Origin of the sequence: Lactiplantibacillus xiangfangensis (assembly GCF_001438845.1) — a bacterium.
Taxonomy (GTDB): Bacteria; Bacillota; Bacilli; order Lactobacillales; family Lactobacillaceae; genus Lactiplantibacillus; species Lactiplantibacillus xiangfangensis.
Genome location: NZ_JQCL01000080.1, coordinates 385,799 through 410,194, shown reverse-complemented (window position 1 = coordinate 410,194; position 24,396 = coordinate 385,799). Strand labels below are relative to the sequence as shown.

Annotated in this window: 26 protein-coding genes; 21 read left to right on the top strand and 5 right to left on the bottom strand. The window is 45.4% G+C overall.

Translation table 11 applies throughout. From position 1 onward, the window contains the following. Positions 1 to 241: 241 nt before the first annotated feature. Positions 242 to 625 carry a hypothetical protein gene (locus IV64_RS11110; RefSeq protein ID WP_057707311.1) on the bottom strand — a complete coding sequence of 128 codons (384 nt, stop codon included), beginning with the start codon at positions 623 to 625 and terminating at the stop codon, positions 242 to 244. Positions 626 to 785: 160 nt separating this feature from the next. Here IV64_RS11110 and IV64_RS11105 point away from each other — a divergent pair, with 160 nt between their 5' ends. Continuing rightward, positions 786 to 1,178, top strand: a complete 393-nt coding sequence (locus IV64_RS11105; protein ID WP_057707310.1) for a hypothetical protein — start codon at positions 786 to 788, stop codon at positions 1,176 to 1,178. A gap of 36 nt (positions 1,179 to 1,214) precedes the next feature. Beyond that, entirely contained in the window at positions 1,215 to 2,384 is a 1,170-nt protein-coding gene (locus IV64_RS11100) for a hydroxymethylglutaryl-CoA synthase (protein WP_057707309.1), read from the top strand. A gap of 46 nt (positions 2,385 to 2,430) precedes the next feature. Here IV64_RS11100 and IV64_RS11095 read toward each other — a convergent pair whose 3' ends face one another. Then, positions 2,431 to 3,060, bottom strand: a complete 630-nt coding sequence (locus tag IV64_RS11095) for a hypothetical protein (protein ID WP_057707308.1) — start codon at positions 3,058 to 3,060, stop codon at positions 2,431 to 2,433. Between the two features lie 121 nt (positions 3,061 to 3,181). On the opposite strand from IV64_RS11095, the gene IV64_RS11090 reads away from it, so the two are divergent. Next, complete coding sequence (locus IV64_RS11090) at positions 3,182 to 3,823, top strand: DNA alkylation repair protein (protein ID WP_237757332.1); 642 nt, start codon at positions 3,182 to 3,184, stop codon at positions 3,821 to 3,823. Between the two features lie 35 nt (positions 3,824 to 3,858). Here IV64_RS11090 and lexA read toward each other — a convergent pair whose 3' ends face one another. Continuing rightward, positions 3,859 to 4,488 (bottom strand): transcriptional repressor LexA, encoded by a 630-nt coding sequence (gene lexA, locus IV64_RS11085; protein ID WP_057707307.1) that lies wholly within the window; start codon positions 4,486 to 4,488, stop codon positions 3,859 to 3,861. A 155-nt stretch (positions 4,489 to 4,643) separates the two neighbouring features. Between lexA and IV64_RS11080 the strand changes: the two genes are divergently transcribed. Further along, positions 4,644 to 4,883 carry a DUF896 domain-containing protein gene (locus tag IV64_RS11080; protein WP_057707306.1) on the top strand — a complete coding sequence of 80 codons (240 nt, stop codon included), beginning with the start codon at positions 4,644 to 4,646 and terminating at the stop codon, positions 4,881 to 4,883. 103 nt (positions 4,884 to 4,986) lie between these two features. Further along, the gene (locus tag IV64_RS11075) at positions 4,987 to 5,223 is read left to right on the top strand and encodes a YneF family protein (protein ID WP_057707305.1); all 237 of its coding nucleotides are present in this window, start codon (positions 4,987 to 4,989) and stop codon (positions 5,221 to 5,223) included. Positions 5,224 to 5,350: 127 nt separating this feature from the next. On the opposite strand, the gene IV64_RS11070 is transcribed toward IV64_RS11075, so the two are convergent. Next, entirely contained in the window at positions 5,351 to 5,986 is a 636-nt protein-coding gene (locus IV64_RS11070; protein ID WP_057707304.1) for a lysophospholipid acyltransferase family protein, read from the bottom strand. A 113-nt stretch (positions 5,987 to 6,099) separates the two neighbouring features. On the opposite strand from IV64_RS11070, the gene IV64_RS11065 reads away from it, so the two are divergent. From IV64_RS11065 to IV64_RS11055, 3 genes are all read left to right on the top strand, one after another. Next, positions 6,100 to 6,852, top strand: coding sequence for a tRNA1(Val) (adenine(37)-N6)-methyltransferase (locus IV64_RS11065; protein WP_057707303.1), 753 nt, complete (start codon positions 6,100 to 6,102; stop codon positions 6,850 to 6,852). Beyond that, positions 6,842 to 7,123 (top strand): GIY-YIG nuclease family protein, encoded by a 282-nt coding sequence (locus IV64_RS11060; protein WP_157061140.1) that lies wholly within the window; start codon positions 6,842 to 6,844, stop codon positions 7,121 to 7,123. The genes IV64_RS11065 and IV64_RS11060 overlap by 11 nt, the downstream gene beginning before the upstream one ends. 84 nt (positions 7,124 to 7,207) lie before the next feature. Continuing rightward, a complete protein-coding gene (locus tag IV64_RS11055) occupies positions 7,208 to 8,206 on the top strand; it encodes a D-2-hydroxyacid dehydrogenase (protein ID WP_057707301.1) in 999 nt (332 codons plus the stop codon). Positions 8,207 to 8,392: 186 nt separating this feature from the next. Here the strand turns inward: IV64_RS11055 and IV64_RS11050 are convergent, their stop codons facing one another. After that, on the bottom strand, positions 8,393 to 9,115 hold the full coding sequence (locus IV64_RS11050) for an HAD family hydrolase (protein WP_057707300.1): 723 nt from the start codon (positions 9,113 to 9,115) through the stop codon (positions 8,393 to 8,395). Between the two features lie 225 nt (positions 9,116 to 9,340). Between IV64_RS11050 and rpsB the strand changes: the two genes are divergently transcribed. The 13 genes from rpsB to IV64_RS10985 all read left to right on the top strand — a co-directional run bounded on the left by rpsB (position 9,341) and on the right by IV64_RS10985 (position 24,395). After that, positions 9,341 to 10,141 (top strand): 30S ribosomal protein S2, encoded by an 801-nt coding sequence (gene rpsB, locus IV64_RS11045; RefSeq protein WP_057707299.1) that lies wholly within the window; start codon positions 9,341 to 9,343, stop codon positions 10,139 to 10,141. A 104-nt stretch (positions 10,142 to 10,245) separates the two neighbouring features. Beyond that, positions 10,246 to 11,124: a translation elongation factor Ts gene (tsf, locus tag IV64_RS11040; protein ID WP_057707298.1), complete on the top strand. Its 879-nt coding sequence runs from the start codon at positions 10,246 to 10,248 to the stop codon at positions 11,122 to 11,124. 157 nt (positions 11,125 to 11,281) lie between these two features. Then, positions 11,282 to 12,004, top strand: a complete 723-nt coding sequence (pyrH, locus tag IV64_RS11035; RefSeq protein WP_057707297.1) for a UMP kinase — start codon at positions 11,282 to 11,284, stop codon at positions 12,002 to 12,004. A 1-nt stretch (position 12,005) separates the two neighbouring features. After that, on the top strand, positions 12,006 to 12,569 hold the full coding sequence (frr, locus tag IV64_RS11030) for a ribosome recycling factor (RefSeq protein ID WP_057707296.1): 564 nt from the start codon (positions 12,006 to 12,008) through the stop codon (positions 12,567 to 12,569). 121 nt (positions 12,570 to 12,690) lie between these two features. Continuing rightward, positions 12,691 to 13,470: an isoprenyl transferase gene (locus IV64_RS11025; protein ID WP_057707295.1), complete on the top strand. Its 780-nt coding sequence runs from the start codon at positions 12,691 to 12,693 to the stop codon at positions 13,468 to 13,470. A 15-nt stretch (positions 13,471 to 13,485) separates the two neighbouring features. Next, positions 13,486 to 14,271, top strand: a complete 786-nt coding sequence (locus IV64_RS11020; RefSeq protein ID WP_057707294.1) for a phosphatidate cytidylyltransferase — start codon at positions 13,486 to 13,488, stop codon at positions 14,269 to 14,271. 42 nt (positions 14,272 to 14,313) lie between these two features. Continuing rightward, entirely contained in the window at positions 14,314 to 15,591 is a 1,278-nt protein-coding gene (rseP, locus tag IV64_RS11015) for an RIP metalloprotease RseP (RefSeq protein ID WP_057707293.1), read from the top strand. A 46-nt stretch (positions 15,592 to 15,637) separates the two neighbouring features. Further along, positions 15,638 to 17,347 carry a proline--tRNA ligase gene (locus tag IV64_RS11010; RefSeq protein WP_057707292.1) on the top strand — a complete coding sequence of 570 codons (1,710 nt, stop codon included), beginning with the start codon at positions 15,638 to 15,640 and terminating at the stop codon, positions 17,345 to 17,347. Between the two features lie 136 nt (positions 17,348 to 17,483). Further along, complete coding sequence (locus IV64_RS11005) at positions 17,484 to 21,803, top strand: PolC-type DNA polymerase III (RefSeq protein WP_057707291.1); 4,320 nt, start codon at positions 17,484 to 17,486, stop codon at positions 21,801 to 21,803. Positions 21,804 to 22,063: 260 nt separating this feature from the next. Further along, on the top strand, positions 22,064 to 22,540 hold the full coding sequence (gene rimP / locus IV64_RS11000) for a ribosome maturation factor RimP (protein ID WP_057707290.1): 477 nt from the start codon (positions 22,064 to 22,066) through the stop codon (positions 22,538 to 22,540). Between the two features lie 20 nt (positions 22,541 to 22,560). Continuing rightward, complete coding sequence (gene nusA, locus IV64_RS10995; protein WP_057707289.1) at positions 22,561 to 23,769, top strand: transcription termination factor NusA; 1,209 nt, start codon at positions 22,561 to 22,563, stop codon at positions 23,767 to 23,769. 31 nt (positions 23,770 to 23,800) lie between these two features. Then, positions 23,801 to 24,100: an RNase P modulator RnpM gene (rnpM, locus tag IV64_RS10990; RefSeq protein ID WP_057707288.1), complete on the top strand. Its 300-nt coding sequence runs from the start codon at positions 23,801 to 23,803 to the stop codon at positions 24,098 to 24,100. Next, positions 24,090 to 24,395, top strand: a complete 306-nt coding sequence (locus IV64_RS10985; protein WP_057707287.1) for a L7Ae/L30e/S12e/Gadd45 family ribosomal protein — start codon at positions 24,090 to 24,092, stop codon at positions 24,393 to 24,395. Before rnpM ends, IV64_RS10985 begins: the two co-directional genes overlap by 11 nt. Position 24,396 lies beyond the last annotated feature (1 nt).

The window sequence follows — 24,396 nt, the reverse complement described above, 5'->3', positions numbered from 1 at the left end:
CAAAGTAATTAGTGGTAATGTTATGTTCAATGTTTTCCATCATGCAATAAAGCTGGCTATTCCTTTCTATCGACGCCTTTTAATGACTTGAGATTTTTGGTCATGGATGATTTAAAAAATTGAACGTTCCATTATTTAATAATTACGTTAACGCGAAAGTTTTCATTTATAAGATGGATCAAAAAAGATGCTATTCACTCCATAACTTTTTGAGTGAATAGCATCTTGGGCTTAATAATATTTAATAGTTAAATGCATAGGATTGATGTTCAACTTTTGTCGCTTGGACACTAATTTGTTCACAAGTCACTATGGCCGCCTTCGACAGGTTCTGCCTCAACGTCCCTAGCAAACTAATTGGTGAGACGCTATCGCCAATGCGAACTTGCCATTCGAAGTTACCGTTTGGGTCGGTTAACGCTAGTCGATACAACTGACCATCTAGTCCGATGATTCGGGCACTGTTGCTTGTTAAAGCAACAATTTCACCATTTAACGGGGCGTAAATGGCTAAATCAGTGGGATGGATTGCTAACAAAAGTGCGGAATCATTGGATAACGTGACGTGGTGTCCACGCACGGGTGCAGATAATTTAAACACTGCTTTTCGATGCCAAAACCACATAATATTAACCTCCCGGATAAATGATTGTAACTCTTTTCTAACTGCACCCTTAATGTACGTTATGAAACGCGTCCCATGTCAAGCAATTCTCAGCAATAAATTTTAGATGACCCATGCTATAATTTAAGTAATGATTAGTGTGTTTTTGGGAGGTGATCGTTTGGATTTTATTGACTTAACGCCAATCGCGTTGCAACATACACCTTTAGGAACACGCCAGCAGTTGCCCAAGTTACACGACCGTCAGCTTGACTGGCCCAGAGTCGCCGCTTTGATTCGTGATAATGCGGACGTGATTAGTCAGTTGGAGGCCGGTTTAGCTGAAGATTGGTTAAATACGCATGGCACTATCTGGGATGATCAATTGGGTTATCACCGTTATCCCAATGATAACCGTGAATTTGATGGGGCTGTCTTTTGGGCGGCTTCAACGTGGGCAACCCCGGCGATTTTAGTAACGTTTCATAATGAAAGTACGCAAGCATTCAGTTGCTTTGCTGCGGGGTGTGATCCTGACTTTCATTATTTGGGCTCGCTTGGAGAAGCTGATTAATCAAGAAATTGGTATTAACAAATTGGAGGAATTGACGTGAAGGTTGGAATCGATAAGATGCATTTTGCATCGTCACATTTGTACGTCGACATGACGGAACTGGCGCGTGCGCGGGGCGCTGAACCGGATAAGTATTTGATTGGGATTGGCCAAGCCCAAATGGCTGTTATTCCGCCAAGTCAAGATATTGTGACCTTAGCAGCCAACGCGGCTTATCCGATGTTAACGCAGGCCGACATTGACGCTATCGATTTGCTAATTGTTGGGACTGAATCTGGAATCGATAATTCGAAAGCCAGCGCGATTTACGTTGCCCACTTATTAGGCTTAAATCGGCGTTGCCGGACGATTGAAATGAAAGAGGCGTGCTACGCTGGCACGGCTGGCGTTCAACTCGCACAAGAGCACGTCCGGGTTCATCCGGATAAGAAAGCGTTAGTTATTGGCGCTGACATTGCACGCTATGGGCTCAACACTCCCGGGGAACCAACCCAGGGTGGCGGGGCAGTTGCGATGCTGATCAGTGCTGATCCGCAAGTTCTAGCATTGGGGACGGATTCGACCTTGCTTAGCCAAGATGTTATGGATTTTTGGCGACCGCTATACCGCAGTGAAGCGTTAGTCGATGGTAAGTATTCTTCGAATATTTATGTCGATTATTTTCAAGACGTGTTCAAGGGCTACTTGTCGGGAACCAAAACCCGGGCTGAAGATTTGACCGCCTTAGTTTTTCACTTGCCATATACAAAAATGGGACTTAAAGCCTTGCGTAGTGCTTTACCAATGGTCAGTGAAACCAAGCAAGAAGCCTGGGTGGCACACTTTGAATGTGCCCGAAAATTGAATCGACAGGTCGGTAATCTGTATACTGGGTCGTTATACTTGAGTTTATTGTCACAACTGCTTACTGACCCAGAACTTCAAGCGGGCAACGAACTAGGACTCTTTAGTTATGGTTCTGGGGCTGAAGGAGAATTTTACACTGGCATCATCCAGCCTGACTACTTAAAAGGTATCGACTTAGGATTACCACAACGACTGGCAAGGCGCCGGCGGGTAGACGTTGCGACCTACGAAAAATGTTTCAATCAGCAACTTGCCTGGGAGGCAACGGATCAAACGATTGACTATCATACGGACCCACACCGGTTCGTGTTAATCGGACAACGTGATGAACAGCGTCAGTATTTGGATCAATGGGCGTAAATAAAAAGCTTGCCAGTACCAATGATTTGGTCTGACAAGCTTTTACTTATTTGTTTAAATTGTTTGTAATGACTTGACCGTCCTTAACGCTAACTAGCGTGGCGTCGGTTTTATCGGGTTCGAGTAACCGAATGGTATAGCCAGAAGTCAGGTTCTTTTTCAAGGATTTCGATAATGATTTGAAGTTAGTGGTAATGGTTGTAATGGCCTTTTGATTATCCGTGGGGTGCGCTTTAATGATTTTTAGTGATTTAACGTACTTTTTTCCAGTTGGGGTAATCGTGAAGGTTTTAGAAGCTTTGTTAAACGCAACCGTGCCAACACCCTTATAGTTGCTTTGTAACTGTTTAAGGATGTTTTCTTCCTTCAATTTTGTGGTGGCAGCGGCCCGTTTTTGGCTTTCCTCATTGAAGATGACTTGTGAGGAGCCTAACTTAGCCCGACTACTTTTATTGGTGACTGATGAAGAAGAAGCGGCTTTCTTTTTGGCCGTAGTCGACGATTTTTGGTTGTATGGCCAATAAGGTAACTTAACGATTGCGTAGCCGGTCACCAAGGCACTTAAAATTGCAACTCCGGCTAAAAACTTCCAGCCCCCGCCACTTTGACGAGCAGAAATGACCGAAAATAGAGCTAATAAAAAAACAAGTAAGCCAATAATGGCTAAGAATAACATGAGACCAACTCCCGACATTTGAAATAGTATAACTATTATACCATTGAACTGTTCGCTCTCCGGTATAGAATTGGAAAATAATGTGTAAAAGTCCTAAAAATAGCAGAATGGAAGTGGTAGGGTGCCAAGCTTATTTTTACCAAGTCATCCAGAAAACCAACCGGCAATGGCCGCCTATATGCGTGATCAGTTCGATTTTTTGGGAGTCAAAAGCCCTGAACGTCGTCAACTGACCGCACCAATCCAACGGCTAAGCAAACAACGCTCTTCAGAAGAGCTGAGCCAGTGGTTGGCGTTTTACTATCAACAACCGTACCGTGAATATCAGTACGTTGCAATTGACCTTGCGCTGGCGAATGTTCGGCGACTAACGCCTGAACAGATCCAATGGTGTGTGCAGCAAGTGACTGTTAAACCGTGGTGGGATAGTGTGGACGCCTGGCGCAAAGTTATAGCGACATGGATCTTTCAGCAATCAGTGCTAGCTGACTTGGGTTCACAATTCCTGACGGCGGATGACTTATGGCTACGTCGGGTTGGAATAACGCTCCAGTTAGGTCGGAAGGGTGCCACTGATAAAGATTATTTACGACGCGCAATCGAGCTAAATCACGCCGACAACGCTTTTTTTATTCAAAAGGCGATTGGTTGGGCACTTAGAGACTATGCGAAAACGGATCCGGCATGGGTCAAAGCGACCTTAGCCACGGTGCCTTTATCGAAACTAGCCCAGCGAGAAGCCCAAAAACGCCTAAAAAAATAGCCAACCCGTAAATGGGTTGACTCTGAATCGTCGGGCTAATAGAGCATATCGCGGTATAAGCCGACAACTTTACCTAAAATTGAAACATCATTTAAAATGATTGGGGCCATCGTGTCGTTTTCTGGTTGCAACCGGTAATGGTCAGCCTCTTTGAAGAACCGTTTACACGTGGCTTCATTTTCGTCGGTCATTGCAATGACGATGTCGCCGTTATCAGCGGAACTCTGACGGCGAACAATGACTTGGTCGCCGTTTAAGATTCCAATGTTGATCATACTTTCACCACGAATGGTCAGCATGAAGAGGTCCCCGCCAAAAGATTCCAAGTCCTTTGGAATTGGGAAGTAGTCGGTGGCGTCTTGAACGGCTAAGATTGGTTGGCCGGCGGTAACCGTTCCAAGTACGGGAATCTGATGGGGCGTCGTTTCAACGCCGAGGGCTTCAAAACCAGCAGCTGTGACTTCAATTGCCCGGGGCTTCGTTGGGTCCTTTTCAATGAACCCTTTCTTTTCTAGTCGTGCAATGTGGCCGTGAACGGTTGAAGTCGAAGATAAGTCAACGGCTTCGCCAATTTCACGTACGGTTGGCGGATATCCTTTTTCATTGACGCGTTCATAAATAAAACGAAGAACGGCCATTTGTTTGCTTTCCGATGTTTTACTCATCTTGGCACCTCATTTAATATTTTCTTTTATGATTTATCCCAATTGTAGCATAGCTTTTTGACGCTTTCAAACAAATGTTCGGTTGACAAATGCTTTTAATTGATTTAGGGTCAGTTCTCGTGTATTCTATTCTTGTTTTGAAAGGAGCACTTACATTGATTTCAAAAGAATTATTAAATCGGATCAACGAGTTAGCCCACAAAGCGAAGGCTGAGGGCTTAACCGAATTAGAAGAAGTTGAACGTAAGGATTTACGTCAGAAGTACTTAAAGGAATTTCGGGCCGGTTTTCGGCAACAAGTTGAATCGCTACAAGTTTTTGACAAGCAGGGTAAAGAAGTTACACCAGAAAAAGTTCGCAATATTCAACGCGAACGGGGCTTGCGGAATGATTAACCGTTTTCAGGAAAATTTGTCGAATAACAAATTTTCCTTTTCTTTTATTATTAATTTGTGTAGACTAGTTTATTGAAGACTGTAATAAGGGAGGGAACAGGGAATGACTTTATCTACAGGTGTTTGGATCTTAATTGTGGTCCTTGGCATTTTAGTTGGGTTGACTGGTGGTTTCTTTGGTGCGCGGCACTACATGCAAAACTACTTGAAACAAAACCCACCGATCAGTGAAGAAATGCTACGCAGCATGATGATGCAAATGGGTCAGCGCCCATCCGAGAAGAAGTTGCACCAGATGTTGAACTCAATGAAGGCTGCCTCACGTAACGATAGCAAATAGTGTCGCTATGTTTAGGCCATAAAGTGCTGGAAAATTTCCGGTACTTTTTTTGATTCAGCGTAAAAAAAGTGCGATTGCTTCTATAAATAAGCACACACTTTTCTAAAGTTTATAAAAAAGCACGTCCTTATTGGGCGTGCTTTTGAGTCGCTGGATCGACGTATTTGAAGTCAGGATCAATTTGTTGATCGAGACTATCGAAAGCGGCCAGCATCTGCTGTTCAATCGTTTTTTGGCCGGCGTCATCGAGCTTTAATTTACGGTCAACGTAAATCGGCTCGCCAAAGCGAACGGTAACTTTTTGACGGCTGAATAAGCGCTTGAAAGTAAGCGGACCTTGATAAACCGTTGGGACTAGCGGTACACCAGCCATTTTAGCAATGACCGTTGCGCCACCCTTTAGTTCCTGTGAATGACGAGTCCCGGATGGGAACATGATCAAGGAAAGGCTGCCCTTGCGTAAAAACTTAACGGGCGTCTTAATTGCGGACGGACCAGGATGATTACGATCAACTGGAAAAGCGTTAGCGTGCTTTAAAATGTAGCGTAATACGGGGTTTTTAAAGAGTTCTTCTTTGGCCATAAAACTGAACTTCATGGGACTGCCAGCAAGTGCGTAGTACAGCGGGTCGAACCAAGTCCGGTGCGGGCCCACTAAAATATAAGTGCCCTTTGGCAAATTTTCGCGTCCCTGAAAACGGGGACGACCGTTAATGAGGGTGACGATCAGCCGAACGAGGCCACGCATAAATGAATAAAACATCACGATCTTCCTTTCGTTAAATAACTGCTCACAGTATGACGAAATTTTTGAAATTCTGCAAGTAGATTATATGGTATGCTTGCAATGATATTTTTAGAGAAGGGGGTCACGTTATGACCCAAGTAGCGTTAAACGCTGGCGAGCGGATTGACCAACTATATAGTAAAAACATTCAAATTATTCAGAGTTCTCAAGTGTTTGCCTTTTCACTTGACGCTGTCTTGTTAGGCGCGTTTGCACAGGTTGCCAAAACTGCCAAGAGTCAGATTGTTGATTTGTGCGCGGGCAACGGGGCAGTCGGTTTGTTTGTTAGCGAACGAACGCATGGCCACATTACCGCGGTTGAATTACAGCCGCGCTTGGCCGACATGGCACAACGGAGTGTGACGCTCAACGATTTAGATCAACAGGTCACGGTGTTAAATGAAGACTTATTGAACGTGACGACGCAATTGGCGAAGGATTCGATTGATACCGTCTTGTGTAACCCGCCATATTTTAAAAACCAGCCAAGCAGTGTCAAAAATCCTAATCCACACTTAGCCATTGCCCGTCATGAACTGACCGCTAACTTAGACCAGATCATGGCGGTGACGAGTGACTTACTGAAAATGAACGGTAAAGCGTACTTTGTGCACCGTCCGGAACGGTTAGACGACTTATTTGCAACGATGGCTGCCCACCGGTTGGCGCCTAAACGGTTGCGGTTTGTACACCCAAAAGCAGATCGGGAAGCTAACATGGTACTGATTGAAATGATCAAGGACGGTAAGGCCAATGGTGTCCGGGTGGTACCACCAGTCATTGTCTATCAAGCGGATGGCACGTATGGAAAAGAGGTGCACCAGCTCCTCTATGGTAACTAAAACAACTAAAAACTACTATTTCTACGTCCTGCTATGTGCCGATCAGACCCTTTACGGCGGCTTTACGGATAACTTGCAGCGCCGACTCGCGACTCATAATGCGGGGAAGGGCGCCAAGTATACTCGGCCCCGTACTCGGCGACCTTTACAATTAATTTATCATGAAGTTTTCAATGACAAGTCATCTGCCTTGAAAGCTGAATATGCCTTCAAACATCAGTCGAGAGCTGCCAAGTTAAAATACTTGGCACTTCACAATGTGAATATTTAGCAAAGTTTTCATAATTTGTCATACTTTTTCTGACATTTACTGTTATAATATTTAATGTATCAATATATAGGAGGAATTTTTGTAATGAAAATTATTGCATATGCTGTACGTGATGACGAACGTCCTTTCTTCGACACATGGATGAAAGAAAACCCAGACGTTGAAGTTAAATTAGTTCCAGATTTACTTACTGAAGAAACTGCCGAATTAGCTAAAGGCTTTGACGGTGCCGATGTATACCAACAAAAGGATTACACCGCTGCTGTTTTAAACAAGTTAGCTGACGAAGGTGTTAAGAACATTTCTCTTCGTAACGTTGGTGTTGACAACGTGGACGTTCCTACTGTTAAGGCCCGTGGCTTAAACATTTCTAACGTGCCTGCATACTCACCAAATGCGATTGCTGAATTATCAGTTACACAATTGATGCAATTATTACGCCAAACCCCTAAGTTCAACAAGAAGTTGGCTAAACAAGACTTCCGTTGGGCACCAGACATCGCTAAAGAATTAAACACGATGACTGTTGGTGTTGTTGGTACTGGTCGTATCGGCCGTGCCGCTATCGACATCTTCAAGGGCTTCGGTGCTAAAGTTATCGGTTACGATGTTTACCGTAACGCTGAACTTGACAAAGAAGGTATGTACGTTGACACCTTGGACGAATTATACGCCCAAGCTGACGTTATTACTTTACACGTTCCTGCTTTGAAGGATAACTACCACATGTTAAATGCTGACGCATTCAGCAAGATGAAAGATGGTTCATACATCTTGAACTTTGCTCGTGGTACGCTCGTTGATTCAGAAGACTTGATCAAGGCCTTAGACAGTGGCAAAATTGCCGGTGCCGCCCTTGACACTTATGAATACGAAACTAAGATCTTCAACAAGGATCTTGAAGGTCAAACGATTGATGACAAGGTCTTCATGAACTTGTTCAACCGCGACAACGTTTTGATTACACCACATACTGCGTTCTACACGGAACCAGCTGTTCACAACATGGTGCACATCTCAATGGATAACAACAAACAATTCATCGAAACTGGTAAAGCTGACACGCAAGTTAAGTTTGACTAATTTTGATTGAGATTTAATTGAACGGCACGACTCAGGACATTAGTCACGGGTGGTGTCGTTTTTTTGTGTGCGCTAAAAGTGGAACAATGGGCACAAAAAAATTCCCCAATCACACCAAATGTGGTGGATTAGGGAATGCGGCGTGAATGCCTAAAAATAAATACAGATGGGTAAATATTTTATGGATTACAGCGTTGCTGCTTGGAGTAGCGCGAGTAATAATTCGTTGAGTTCTTCAGGACTCTGAATAATCTGGTCGGGAATCACCGTCGGCTTAACTTGGTCATTTTGACGGTGGTTGAACCAAAACGTTTGCCAACCAGCATGTTTGGCGCTAGTCATGTCGAGGGAGGCGTTATCGCCCACGTAGACGGCCTCGTTAGCTTTAATACCGACCTGGTGCGCCCAGGTTGTGAAAATCGACGGATCCGGTTTAGCAATTCCGAGTTCTTCAGAGATGAAGATGTGGTCGGGATGGACGTAGTGCTCAATTTGCAATTGATGTAACTTATTGTGTTGAATTTGAGCGGGACCGTTAGTAATGATGCCGATTTCAAAACAATGACTGAGACGGGTCAACGTCGCTGGTAAGCCAGCAAACAACTGAATGTTAGATAGCGCATTTTCATACGCCATTTCAAATTGGATTGCCCAATCCGTACTAATGGGTTCCGTGGTCAACTGGGACAGCGCGTGGCGAATCCGCGCGGTTTGCCAAGCTTCAAGACTCAGTGTTTGGTCTTTAACTTGGTCAAAAGTTTGATCATTAAAATCATGGAACCGTTTGAAAACTTGAGCCGCTTCGTCAGCCGACAAGGGCCGTGAAAAAGTTTCGGACAATGCAGTGACGAAGGGAGATTTTTGATCGTACAACGTATCATCGAGATCAAAAATGATGGCTTTTATCATGTTGAATTGAGCCTCCTATGCGAGATAGTATTCTAACACACTTCGGGCAAATCACAAATTACCGGTAAAATAGCTTGCATGGGGCGTTAATTTTCGTTATACTAATTTTCGGTGTTAAAACCAATTTCACACCCATGGTGATGGTTATGGTAGTGCCCGGGAGGGTTCCGTAATCAAGTGAGGCATGGGGATGAGCAAAACAAATTTTTTGGAGGAACATTTATCATGGCTGTTATTTCTATGAAACAATTGCTTGAAGCCGGTGTCCACTTTGGTCACCAAACTCGTCGCTGGAACCCAAAGATGAAACCATACATCTTTACGGAACGTAACGGGATCTACATCATTGACTTACAAAAGACGGTTAAGATGATCGATTCAGCTTACAACTTCGTTAAGGATGCTGCAGCTGACGATGGTGTTATTTTGTTTGTTGGGACTAAGAAACAAGCCCAAGACTCAATCGAAGAAGAAGCTACCCGTGCTGGTCAATACTACGTTAACCATCGTTGGTTAGGTGGGACTTTGACTAACTGGAACACCATCCAAACTCGGATCAAGCGTCTTAAAGATTTAAAGAAGATGGAAGAAGACGGAACTTTCGAACGTTTACCTAAGAAGGAAGTTTCATTATTGATCAAGCAACGTGCTAAGCTTGAAAAATTCCTTGGCGGTATCGAAGATATGCCTCGGATTCCAGACGTTATCTTTATCGTTGACCCTCGCAAGGAACAAATTGCGGTTAAGGAAGCTCAAAAGTTGAACATTCCGATCGTAGCGATGGTTGATACCAACACTGATCCAGATGACATCGACGTTATCATCCCATCAAACGACGACGCTATTCGTGCCGTACGTTTGATCACTTCTAAGATGGCTGACGCTGTCATTGAAGGTCGTCAAGGTGAAGACGAAGACGTTACTGAAGACTCATTCAAGGGTGCCAAAGACGCAAAGTCTGCTGACTCATTGGAAGATATCGTTGAAGCCGTTGAAGGCGACAATGATAAAAAGTCTGACAAATAATTAATTCGAAATAATTAGGCTGTCTAAAAAATCGCGGACCTCATCGGCCTGATTTTGAGGGCAGCCTTTTATCTAAAATCTACCTACTCAAAGGAGAGTAAACTATGGCAAAGATTTCTGCAGCACAAGTTAAAGAACTCCGTGACAAAACCGGTGTTGGTATGATGGACGCTAAGAAGGCGTTAGTTGAAACTGAAGGCGACATGGAAAAAGCCGTTGACGTTTTACGTGAAAAGGGCGTTGCTAAAGCTGAAAAGAAGAGTGGCCGCGTTGCTGCTGAAGGGATGGCTGCCATTGCTGTTAAAGGCAATAAAGCTGCTATCGTGGAAGTTAACTGCGAAACTGACTCCGTTGCTTCAACTGACAAATTCAAGGCATTAGTTGCTGAACTTGCCGACAAGATTGCTACCGAAGAACCAAAGACGGTTGACGATGCTTTAGCATTGAAGACGGCCAATGGGACTGTTAAAGATGACGTTATCGAAACGACTCAAGTTACTGGTGAAAAGATCAGCTTACGTCGCTTCCAAGTGATTGAAAAGGGCGACGACCAAAACTTTGGTTCATACTTGCATAACGGTGGTTTAATCGGTGTTTTAGTTGTCTTGGACGGCGCTGATGAAGCAACTGCTAAAGACGTTGCCATGCACGTTGCTGCGATTAACCCAGAATACGTTAACCGTTCACAAGTGCCTGCTGAAACGTTAGCACATGAAAAAGAAGTCTTGGTTAAGGAAGCCTTAAACGAAGGCAAGCCTGAAAAAATCGTTGAAAAGATGGTTGAAGGCCGTTTGAACAAATGGCTCTCAGAAATTAGCTTAGACGACCAAGAATTCGTTAAGGATTCTGACCAAACCGTTTCACACTTTGTTGAATCAAAGGGTGGTAAGGTCAACACCTTCGTTCGTTTCGAAGTTGGTGAAGGAATCGAAAAGAAGACTGACAACTTCGTTGATGAAGTTATGGGTCAAATCAAAGACTAATTAACATTCAGAGGGGAGATTATGGCAGATTTAGTTTTTGCCATAATCTCTTTTTTTGTAAAACAAACTATTTTTTATCCGTGAATCCGTGCGATGCTATAACGGCTATTGATAATATGGTAGAATGGATACAGATAATCTCGAGGAGGACAAAACGATGTCGGAAGTTAAATACAAGCGTGTGATCCTAAAACTTAGTGGTGAAGCCTTAGCTGGTGAAAAAGGTTTTGGGATTAACCCACCCGTTATTAAAACGGTCGCGGAAGAATTGAAGGACGTCTATGATATGGGTGTACAGATTGCCATCGTTGTTGGTGGTGGTAACATGTGGCGTGGCGAAGCCGGTGCCCAAATGGGTATGGAACGAGCACAAGCTGATTACATCGGTATGCTTGCAACCATTATGAACGCCTTAGCACTTCAAGATAACTTGGAATCAATCGGGGTTCCAACCCGGGTCCAAACTTCAATTGAAATGCGGCAAATTGCTGAACCATATATTCGCCGAAAAGCAATGCGGCACTTAGAAAAACGTCGGATTGTGATTTTTGCTGGTGGGACGGGTAGCCCGTACTTCTCAACTGACACCACGGCCGCTTTGCGAGCTGCTGAAATTAATGCGGACGCAATCTTAATGGCTAAAAATGGGGTTGACGGGGTTTACTCAGCTGACCCTAACAAGGATAAGAGTGCCGTTAAGTTCGACACCTTAACTCACCTTGATATTATCAACAAGGGCTTACAAGTTATGGATACGACTGCTAGTTCATTATCAATGGACAATGATATTCCAGTTGTGGTCTTCAACTTGAACAAGCCAGGCAATATTCGGAAAGTCGTTGCCGGTGAACACATCGGGACGACAGTCAGGGGGAAATAACATGGCAGTGACAGAACCAATCTTAAAAGATGCACAACAACGGATGAAAAAGGCAGAAGAAGCCCTTCAACGGGAACTCGGTAATATTCGGGCTGGACGTGCGAACGCTTCATTATTGAACCGGATCTCCGCGGACTATTACGGCACACAAACGCCTTTGAACCAGATGGCGTCAATTACCGTGCCAGAACCACGGGTTTTGATGGTGACACCATTCGACAAGAGCGCTTTGAAGGAAATCGAAAAGGCTATCTTGGCGTCCGACTTAGGAATCAGCCCAGCGAACGACGGTTCCGCCATTCGCTTAGTTATTCCACAATTAACGGAAGAACGGCGTAAGGAACTTGCCAAGGACGTTAAGGCTGAAGGTGAACGTGCTAAGGTTGCCGTTCGGAATGTTCGGCGTGACGCAATGGAAGCCTTGAAAAAGGGTCACAAAGACGGCAATTTTACCGATGACCAGTTACATCAACTAGAAGATCAGACGCAAAAGATTACTGATCAAGCTGGTAAAGACGTTGATGGCATCGTCGCAGATAAAGAAAAAGAAGTTTTAGCAGGCTAGTAAAGCTTACTAATTCGTTAAGGCTTGAAGAAATTCAAGCCTTTTTTTGTTGACTAATAGTTAAATGGGCCGTTTTTTGGTAAAATAGTGCTTAGTTAAGCTATTTTTGTGGAGGTGCGATTTGTTCGCTTTTTTTAATAAAAATGATCCCGCAGATGAAACGGACGTGCAACTTGATCCCAATCGGATTCCAGCGCACGTCGCCATCATCATGGACGGGAATGGTCGTTGGGCCAAGGCGCGACATTTACCACGGATCGCCGGTCACAAGGAAGGTATGAATACCGTCAAAAAAATTACGGTGGCAGCGAGTGATCTCGGTGTGAAGGTGCTGACGCTTTACGCCTTTTCGACGGAAAATTGGAAGCGCCCGAGTGATGAAGTTAACTACTTGATGCAACTACCAGTTAATTTTTTTGATACCTTTGTCCCAGACTTGATCAAGAATAACGTTCGGGTCGCAGTCATGGGCTACACGGACCGGTTGCCCGCAGCGACGCAAAAAGCGGTGCACGATGCCATCGAAGATACGAAAGATTGTAATGGCATGGTGTTAAACTTTGCGCTGAATTATGGGTCACGTGCAGAAATGGTGACTGGTGTTCAGTCGATTGCGCAGGCCGTTTTGGATGGTCGGTTAAAACCGGAAGAGATTACGGATAAAACGGTTGATCAAGCTTTGATGACGGCGCCGTTAGCCCCGTATAACGATCCAGATCTTTTGATTCGGACCAGTGGCGAGGAACGGATTTCCAACTTTTTACTTTGGCAAATTGCGTACAGCGAACTCGTTTTCACTGATGTTAAGTGGCCAGATTTTACAGCGGCAACATTGCAAGCGTGCATCGCGGACTTTCAAAGTCGTGATCGCCGGTTTGGCGGGTTGACGGATAAAAAATAGAGGGAGTTTTGTAGGATGAAACAACGGGTCATTACAGCGGTAGTCGCCTTAATCTTATTTATCCCGGTGATCTTTATCGGGGGCATCACGCTAGACATTGTGGCCATGCTTTTAGGCGCGGTTGCGATGAGTGAACTACTGATTATGCGAAAAAAGTTATTAATTTCGTTTGAAGCGATTGTTAGTATGTTGGCGGTCATGATTCAGATTGCCCCTAACAAGTGGTTTAACGGCTTACCAGATCAACTTAACAAGTCGTACGTCGTTTACTTCTTAGTTATTTTATTATTGTTGCACACGGTCTGGTCACGGAACAGGTTCTCCTTTGACGATGCCGGGGTCTTAACGCTAGGCGTGTTATACATCGGGATGGGCTTCAATTATTTCACGGCTGCTCGTGGTGTAAGCGTGGAAATGTTACTGTTCCTAATGTTTATCGTTTGGGCAACTGACAGTGGCGCTTACATGGTTGGTCGTAAGCTTGGCAAGCATAAAGTGACGCCCATTAGTCCTAATAAGACGTGGGAAGGCTGCATTGGTGGTAGTATCATTGGTGTGATCATTGCCGCTGCGTTTGCCATTGGCTTCCATGTTGGTCCTGCCAACGCATTGTGGCTGATCGTCATTACGATTATCCTTTCCGTAGTCGGTCAATTTGGCGACTTAGTTGAATCCGCTTTGAAGCGCTACTACGGCGTGAAGGATTCTGGTAAGATCTTACCTGGTCATGGTGGTATCCTCGACCGGTTTGATAGTATGTTGTTAGTTTTCCCAATTGCACACTTATTTGGCCTCTTTTAACGCTGATGGCCCCCAGCAAGCCTGGGAGAAAGGAGCGTATATTTGATAGTTACAATCATTACGTTCATCATCGTTTTTGGAATCCTCGTGATTGTTCACGAGTTTGGCCACTTTTACTTTGCGAAACGCGCCGGTATTTTAGTTCGCGAGTTTTCAGTTGGAATGGGGCCTAAGGCGGTTGCTTTTCGACGGAACGCCACGACTTATACGTTACGGTTCCTACCAATTGGTGGGTATGTCCGGATGGCCGGTGTCGCTGATGATGAAGATGAAGAACTTAAACCCGGTACCCCGGTCAGTTTGATGATTGGTGAAGACGGGCTCGTTCATTCAATCAATGCCAGCAAAAAGACGACCCTGTTCAATGGTATTCCACTTTCTGTAACGGGGAGTGACCTTGAAAAAGGACTCTGGATCGAAGGCTACGAAAATGGTGACGAAAGTGCGGTTAAGCGTTACGCTGTTCATCATGACGCAACCATTGTTGAAAGCGACGGGACCGAAGTTCAGATTGCGCCGGTCGACGTTCAGTTCCAATCTGCCAAGTTATGGCAACGGATGCTGACCAACTTTGCTGGGCCAATGAATAATTTCATTTTAGCCATCATTACCTTTGCCATCCTGGCTTTTATGCAGGGTGGCGTTACGACGGTGACAACGAACGTTGCTAGCACCACGAGCAATTCGGTGGCGCGGCAAGCCGGAATTAAGGCCGGTGATCAAATTACCGCGGTGAACGGTAAGAAGATGACCAGTGCCCAATCCATCTCGATTTTGATTCAAGACAGTCCTAAACAAAAGTTAAACCTCACCGTTAACCGTAATGGCCATAGTAAGACCGTTGCGGTGACACCGGCAGCGAAGACCGTGTCCGGTAACCGGATCGGTCAAATCGGGGTCGTATGGGACACCACGACGAATAAGAGCTTGGGTGCCAAGTTAGCGTACGGGTTTACCGGGTCCTGGGGAATCACGAAACAGATCTTCCAAGTATTGGGTCGAATGGTGACCCATGGGTTTAGCTTGAACGATTTGGGCGGGCCGGTCGCAATTTTTGCCACGACTTCACAAGCGGCTAAATCGGGCCTACGTCAAGTGATTTACCTGTTGGCTGTGTTATCGATCAACTTGGGAATTGTGAACCTCTTACCAATTCCAGCCCTCGATGGTGGTAAACTGTTATTGAACATCGTGGAAGGCGTGCGCGGGAAACCGTTGCGGGTCGAAACGGAAAGTGTCATCACCCTAATTGGGTTTGGCCTATTAATGTTGTTAATGATTTTAGTAACTTGGAATGATATTCAACGTTATTTCTTCTAAGTTATTGCTATTGATTAAATTGGAACTATAAGGAGACGTTTAGTAGATGAAACAATCGAAACTGTTAATCCCAACTTTAAAGGAAGTGCCGAATGATGCTGAAGCCCTCAGCCATCAAATGATGTTGCGGGCCGGCTATATTCGCCAAATTTCTGCTGGGATGTACGCTTATTTACCGTTAGCCTACCGGGTCTTAACGAATATTGAAACCATTATTCGTGAAGAAATGGAAAAAATTGACGCGGCCGAGATGCTCGTGCCCGCAGTGATTCCGGCAGAACTTTGGAAGGCGACGGGGCGTTACGAAACGTACGGTCCCGAACTCTTTAAGCTCAAGAACCGGCATGACCGGGACTTTATCTTGGGCCCAACTCACGAAGAAACGTTTACGTCGATTATTCGTGACGAAGTGAAATCGTACAAACGGTTGCCACTAACGTTATATCAAATTCAAGCCAAGTATCGTGATGAAGACCGTCCTCGTTACGGTCTGTTACGGGGCCGGGAATTTATCATGAAAGATGCTTATTCCTTCCACGCGGATGAAAGTTCGCTAGATGATACTTTCCAAGATATGGCGCAAGCCTACCAAAACATCTTCGAACGTTGTGGCTTACAATTCCGTTCCATTATTGGTGACGGTGGGGCTATGGGTGGTAAGGATTCTCGTGAATATTCCGCCATCGCACCGGTCGGAGAAGACACGATCGTTTATTCTGATGCAAGTGACTACGCAGCGAACCTTGAAATGGCACGGAGCCTTTACGTGCCTAAGAAGTCACACGCGTCATTAAAAGACATGGAAAAAATCGACACCCCAGGCGTTGGCACGATTGATGAATTAGCGGACTTCTTGAAGGTTGGCGCTGATCAACTCGTTAAGAGCATCTTGTTTATTGCGGATGATCAGCCAGTCTTAGCCCTTGTCCGTGGCGATCACGAAGTCAACGACGTTAAGTTGAAGAACTACTTGGGTGCGGACTTCTTAGATATGGCGACACCAGAACAAGCTCAAGAATACCTTGGTGCTAGTTTCGGGTCACTTGGTCCGGTCAACGTTAGTGACGATGTTAAAATCGTAGCTGACGTTTACGTTAAGGATATGGTCAACTTTACGGTCGGTGCGAATGAAGATGGGCATCACTTCACCAACGTTAACCCAGAACGAGACTTCCACGCTGAAGATTACGTGGACATCCGCTTTGCGCAGGAAGGTGAATTATCACCAGACGGTGCCGGCGTTCTGAAGTTTACTAAGGGAATCGAAATTGGTCACATCTTCAAGCTTGGGACCCGTTATTCTAAGGATTTGCACGCTGAAGTCTTGGATCAAAATGGACGTAACATTCCAGTTATTATGGGTTGCTACGGAATCGGTGTTTCACGGTTGTTGTCTGCAATTGCAGAACAACGTGCCGATGAAAACGGCTTGATTTGGCCAAAGGCAATTGCACCATTTGACGTTCACGTCATTCCGGTCAACCCTAAGAAGGCCGACCAAGTCGAAGTTGCTGATCAAGTTGAAAAGCAACTAGAAGACGCTGGTTATAAAGTGCTATACGATGACCGTAAGGAACGTCCTGGGGTTAAATTTGCTGATTCTGATTTGATGGGGATTCCTGCCCGGATCACGATCGGTAAGAAAGCCAGTGAAGGTATTGTAGAAATCAAACTTCGCGCAACTGGCGAAACCTTGGAAGTTAAGACTGAAGAAATTGCGAATAACTTAGCAGTTTTGCTTAAGAATATCGATTAGTCGTAACGGTTCAATCGTTGCATGTTGACTAAAAAATGCGTACACTTAATCATTAGTGGATGCGGAAATCACCTAGTTTCGGCAACTTAGAAACTAGGTGATTTTAGTTAGGTATTGAATCAAAGGAGGAGCACGTGTGAGCTTAAATCAGCAAGAAATGTTTGAGAAACTCCTCGAACAAATTGAGATGCCAACGGGGCCAGATTTTGAAGACGCAGCCGTCACGAAGTTAACGGTTCATCAGGCGTCCAAGGTTTGGGAGTTTCACCTGCATTTCCAACACGTATTGCCATATACGCAATTTATGACGTTCCAAAATAAATTGCAGATGGCGTTTAAAGACATTGCCCAGGTCACCATGGCGGTTCAAACCGATGACCAGGAAATCAATTCGCGGGCGTTGGCCGACTATTGGGAATGGATCGTACAAAATAGCGGAATTGCCTCTCCGTTAGTCCAGTCGCTCTGCAATAGCAACGTGCCATCGTTAGACGATGGCCGGGTCATCCTATTAGCCGAAAATGAAGTCATTCAGAATTTTTTGACCAATCAGGCCCTCGGTCCAATTGAAAGTACCTATCAACGACTCGGTTTTCCAAAGTTTTCAATCCATACGATGATTGACGAAACCGCGTCGCAGGCTAAAATACAAGAATTCCATGCCCAGAAGGCCAAATCGGATCAAGCGTTGGCCCAAAAGGCGGAAGCAGCCATTAAAAAGGCGAATGAAAAGCGGGCTAAGCAAGCCGATGCACCGGCGCCAGTGGATGGTCCAGTTCAATTAGGAAAACAGATTAACCCGCAAGAACCGGCTAAACAGCTGGTTCAAATTACCGAAGAAGAACGTTCAGTGATTGTTGAAGGTTACGTTTTTGACATGGAAGTCCGGACGTTACGCTCACAACGACAGCTGTTAATTTTAAAAATTACGGATTACAGTTCATCAATGGTCGTTAAGAAGTTCTCCCGTAATGCCGATGATGAGGCCCAGTTCGCGGCGCTCAGTACCGGGATGTGGGTTCGTGTGCGTGGTTCCGTACAAGAAGATAGCTTCATGCGGGATTTGACGATCAACGCTTACGATATTAACGAGACGAGCCATGCGAGTCGTCAGGACAAGGCCCCAGCCGACGAAAAGCGGGTCGAACTCCACGTGCATTCCAACATGAGTACGATGGACGCGACGAACAGTGTCAGCGACTACGTCAAGCAAGCGGGGAAATGGGGGATGCCGGCGATTGCCATCACCGACCATTCTGGCGCCCAAGCCTTTCCCGAAGCTTTTGCCGCGGGTGAAAAGAATCACGTCAAGATTTTATATGGCGTTGAAGCCAACATGGTTGACGACGGTGTGCCGATTGCTTATAACGATGCACCGGACGACTTAAAAGAATCAACGTACGTGATCTTTGATACTGAAACGACGGGACTGTCCGCGATTTATGACCGGGTCATCGAACTTTCAGCGGTGAAGATGGAAAAAGGAAACGTGATCGATCAGTTCGAAGAATTTATTGATCCCGGGTTCCATTTATCCGCGCAAACCACTAATTTGACTAGTATCACCGATGAAATGGTGCGGGGATCGAAATCAGAAGAAGAAGTCTTCCGCCTGTTTCGTGAATTTTACGGCGACGCAATCATCGTTGGGCATAACGTCACGTTTGATATGGGCTTCATGAATACCGGTTACGCCCGGCACCACATGGAAGCTATTACCAATCCAATCATTGATACGTTAACGTTAGCCCGCTGGTTATACCCGGATTTTCGTCGCTACACTTTGGACTCACTGTCTAAGAAATTCAACGTTAACTTAGAACACCATCACCGGGCGATCTACGATGCGGAATCGACGGGACATTTGAATCACATCTTTTTAAAGGATGCGGAGGAGCGTTACGGCGTACAACGGCATAATCAGTTAAATGACCACATGAGTGAAAACGGCGCGTATAAACACGCCCGACCATTCCACGCGACCCTGTACGCAACGACGCAAGCGGGGTTAAAGAACCTGTTTAAAATCATCTCACTATCCAACGTTCAGTATTTTGCGGGCGTGCCGCGGGTACCACGTAGTGTTTTGAATAAGTATCGGGATGGCATTCTAGTGGGTTCTGCTTGTCATAACGGTGAAGTCTTCACGGCGATGATGCAAAAGGGGCGGGCTGAAGCAAAACAAAAGGCCAGTTACTACGACTTTTTGGAAGTCCAACCTAAGGGTATCTACGCTGACTTGATTGAAAGTGGCTTGATTGCAGATAACAAGCACTTAGAAGAAATTATTAAGAACATGGTTGACTTAGGCCACGAACTCAATATTCCGGTTGCTGCAACTGGCGACGTCCACTACTTGAATAAAGAGGACAAGATCTACCGGACAGTATTGATTAAATCACAACCAAAGATCGCGTTAGGACGTAAGCGGACTGAGTGGCCCGACGCGCACTTCCGGACGACCGATGAAATGCTGAATGATTTCCGGTTCTTAGGCGAGGAGACCGCCCATGAAATTGTGGTGGATACGCCTAGAGCGATTGCGGACCGGTTCGAATACGTTCGTCCCGTGAAGGATAAGTTATATACGCCACGAATGAAAGGTGCCGAAGCCGAAATCAAGCAATTGACGATGGACCGGGCCCACGCGTGGTACGGCGATCCGTTACCAGAAATTGTTCAGGCGCGGGTGGATAAAGAGTTAAAGAGTATCATCGGCAACGGGTTCTCGGTTATTTACCTGATTGCTCAACGCCTTGTGTTTAAGAGTAATAAGGACGGGTACTTAGTTGGTTCTCGTGGGTCCGTTGGTTCCAGTATAGTGGCAACGTTGTCTGGGATTACTGAAGTTAACCCGATGCCGCCCCATTACCGGTGTCCAAATTGCCAGTATTCAAAATTTTATACAAATAATGAATTCGGTTCGGGTTACGATTTACCGCCAAAGGACTGCCCTAAGTGTGGCACGAACATGGTGCGGGATGGTCAAAACATTCCTTTCGAAACTTTCTTAGGGTTTTATGGGAATAAGGTGCCCGATATTGATTTGAACTTCTCTGGGGACTACCAACCGATCGCCCATAACTACACCAAAGTCTTGTTCGGTGAAAAGAACGTGTACCGTGCGGGGACGATTGGAACGGTGGCTGACAAGACCGGGTATGGTTATGTCAAAGGCTACGAACGGGATACGGAACAAAATATTCGAACGGCTGAAATCGACCGTTTAGCTAAGGGAATGACCGGCGTTAAACGGACGACCGGACAACATCCGGCCGGAATTATCGTTGTGCCTGACTATATGGACATTTACGATTTTACGCCGGTCCAATACCCAGCCGATGATCAATCGGCTGCTTGGCAAACGACCCACTTTGATTTCCATTCGATTCATGACAACATTTTGAAGATCGATATTTTAGGGCATGATGACCCGACGATGATCCGGATGTTGCAAGATTTATCGGGAATCAAGCCAGAAAGTATCCCACCGGTTGATCCTAATGTTATGAAGATTTTCTCGAGCCCTGAGGTTTTAGGCGTAACGGAAGACCAGATTTTCTCGAAGACGGGGACCCTTGGGATTCCTGAATTCGGGACCCGGTTCGTCCGGGGAATGTTGGAAGAAACGCACCCGTCGACCTTTAACGAACTGCTACAAATTTCGGGACTTTCCCATGGTACCGACGTGTGGTTAGGAAACGCCGAAGAACTGATTAAAGACGGGACGGTTACGTTGGCTGAAGTTATTGGGTGTCGTGATAACATCATGACCGACTTGATTCACTACGGAATGGAATCTGATATGTCCTTCCAAATTATGGAACACGTGCGGAAGGGCCGGGGGATTCCTGATGAGTGGCAACAGGCCATGAAGGATGCCGACGTGCCCGACTGGTACATCGAGTCGTGTTTGAAAATCAAGTACATGTTCCCACGGGCGCATGCTGCGGCTTACATTTTAATGGCGCTGCGGGTGGCTTACTTCAAGGTCTACTTCCCACTGGTTTACTACTCTGCTTACTTCTCCGTTCGGGCCGACGATTTTGACCTGGTTGCAATGGCCAATGGTAAGGACGCCACCAAGGACGCCATGAAAGTGATTACCGACAAGGGGATGGACGCTTCCGCTAAGGAAAAGAACCTCTTGACTGTGTTGGAGCTTGCAAACGAAATGTTGGAACGGGGCTTTAAGTTTAAGATGGTTGATCTTTATAAGTCGGATGCGTCGGACTGGTTAATTGACGGCGATACATTGATTGCGCCGTTCCGGGCAGTGCCTGGCTTAGGGCTAAACGTTGCCAAGCAAATTGTTGCGGCGCGGGCTGACAAGCCGTTCCTATCTAAGGAAGACTTGTCAAAACGGGGCAAGGTTTCTCAAACGTTAATCGACTTTATGACGGAAAACGGTGTTTTAAGTGACTTACCGGATGAAAACCAATTGTCGTTGTTCTAGCATGAATGCGGGTTATTTAAGGCTTAAAAGGGGCTTATTAAATAAAAAAAGCCTAATTTTTTGCGGATAATTCTCATTAAAATGCCAGTATCAGGGTGGTGTTTAAGCCCCAATAGTCGCTAAAATATTGCGTATAAACGGCGTAGAGTTGCGGTTTCATCATAATTATGATAGTATATGAGTGTAATTTAAAACTCGTTAACGAGTGAGCAGCGATGCTCACTCTTTTTATTGGACTAATCTGAATAGGAGGCGCAATCGTGAGCAATAATGTTGTTGAGACGATTCAGCCGATCGCAAATACGATCGTCACTGCTCATCAATTTGAACTCGTTGATGTAGAATTTGTCCGGGAGGGCCAGAGCTGGTACCTGCGGATTTATATCGATAAACCAGGCGGCATTAATATTGAAGAATGTGCGATGGTTAGTGATGAATTAAGTGAAAAGTTAGATACGATGGATCCGGACCCAATCCCCCAAGCCTACTTCTTAGAAGTGTCGTCACCTGGCGCGGAACGGCCATTAAAAAAAGAAGCCGACTATCAAAATGCTGTCGGCAAGTACGTCCACATCGGCTTGTATCAAAAACAAGACGGTAAAAAAGTGTTCGAAGGTGACTTAAAAGAAGTTACCCCGGATACCTTGACGTTGGACTATTTGGATAAGACGCGTCACAAGACTGTTACGATTGACCGGAAGCAGATCTCACAAGCTCGCTTAGCGGTGAAGTTCTAAATTGATGAAGGAGTTTACTTATGAGTAAGGAATTATTAGGGGCTTTAGACACCCTTGAATCAGAAAAAGGCATCAAAAAAGAAGTTGTTATCGATGCTTTGGAAGCAGCGTTAGTTTCTGCCTACAAGCGTAACTATGGCCAAGCGCAAAACGTTGAAGTTGACTTTGATCAAGTTAAGGGTAATATTCATGTTTATGCAGTTAAAGAAGTTGTTGAAGACGTCTTTGACTCCCGTCTAGAAGTTAGTTTGCAAGATGCATTAGCCATTAACAAGGCTTACGAAATTGGCGACGACATTCGTTTTGAAGTCACACCTAAAAATTTCGGTCGGATTGCAGCTCAAACAGCTAAACAAGTTATTATGCAACGGGTTCGTGAAGCGGAACGTGGCATCATCTATGACGAATACAGCCAGTACGAAAATGAAATCGTCACGGGTGAAGTTGAACGTCAAGATAACCGGTTTGTTTACGTTAGTTTAGGAAAAGTTGAAGCGGTTATGGGTCGTTCTGACCAATTACCCGGTGAAACTTACCGAATTCACGACAAAATCAAGGTTTACGTTTCTAAAGTTGAAAATGCGACTAAGGGACCCCAAGTATTTGTCTCACGGACCGCACCAGACTTATTGAAACGATTATTTGAACAAGAAGTTCCTGAAATCTTCGATGGCATCGTTGAAATTGTATCGATTGCTCGTGAGGCTGGGGACCGTGCTAAGGTAGCTGTTCGTTCAAATAACCCTAACGTTGACCCAGTCGGAACCTGTGTGGGTCCTAAGGGACAACGGGTCCAAACGATCGTTAACGAATTACACGGCGAAAATATGGACATCGTGGAATGGACTGATGACACGGCCGTCTTTATCGCTAACGCGTTAAACCCAGCTGAAGTTTTGGATGTTATCTTTGATCCTGAAAACGAACGCGGTTGTACCGTGGTTGTGCCAGATTACCAATTATCATTAGCGATTGGTAAGCGGGGACAAAATGCGCGTTTAGCTGCGAAATTGACTGGTTTTAAGATTGATATTAAATCTGAAACCGAAGCATCTGATATAATGGAAGCAAACCCTGAGAACGTCGCACAAGCTGAAACGGGAAATGAAGCCCCCGTCGATGATGAAACAACGGACTCAGAAGTCAGCGACGACGTTGATAGTGACGTGGCTGATGCTGAAGCAACGTCTGAAGCAGACGAACCAACTTCTGCAGATGACGCCGAATAAGTAAGCAAAGTAACTAAAGGAGGTCTGGGATATGAAAAAAAGAAAAGTGCCGTTACGCAAGGACATCGTAACGGGTGAGATGCATCCCAAGAAAGACTTAGTCCGGGTTGTTAAGAACAAGCAAGATGAGGTATCCGTTGACGCTACCGGTAAGAAGCCGGGACGGGGTGCCTACATTGCCCTTGACGTGAAAGTTGCCAAGCGTGCCCAAAAAGAGAAGACCTTTGATAAGGCCTTTGGAATTAAGGTTGGCGCGGACTTTTACGACGAGTTAGTGGCTTACGTTGATCATCAACAAGCCCGAAAGGAACTCTTCGGTAATGACGCCTAATCAAGCTTGTTTAAACCTGCTGGGCCTATCGCGGCGTGCCAGAAAACAGATTGCCGGTGAAGGGCTGACCTTGGCCGCAATCCGTAACCAATCGGCCAAACTCGTGTTCATCGCGAGTGATGCCGGTCCCACGACTGCCAAGAAGTTCCATGATAAGGCCCAATCTTATGATGTTCCAGTGATCGATACCTTTACTAAAGCGGAATTAAGTGCCGCATCAGGCAATCAACGGACGGTAATTGCAATTACCGATCGGGGATTCGCCAGAAAAATGGTCGCGATCATGACAAAGTAAA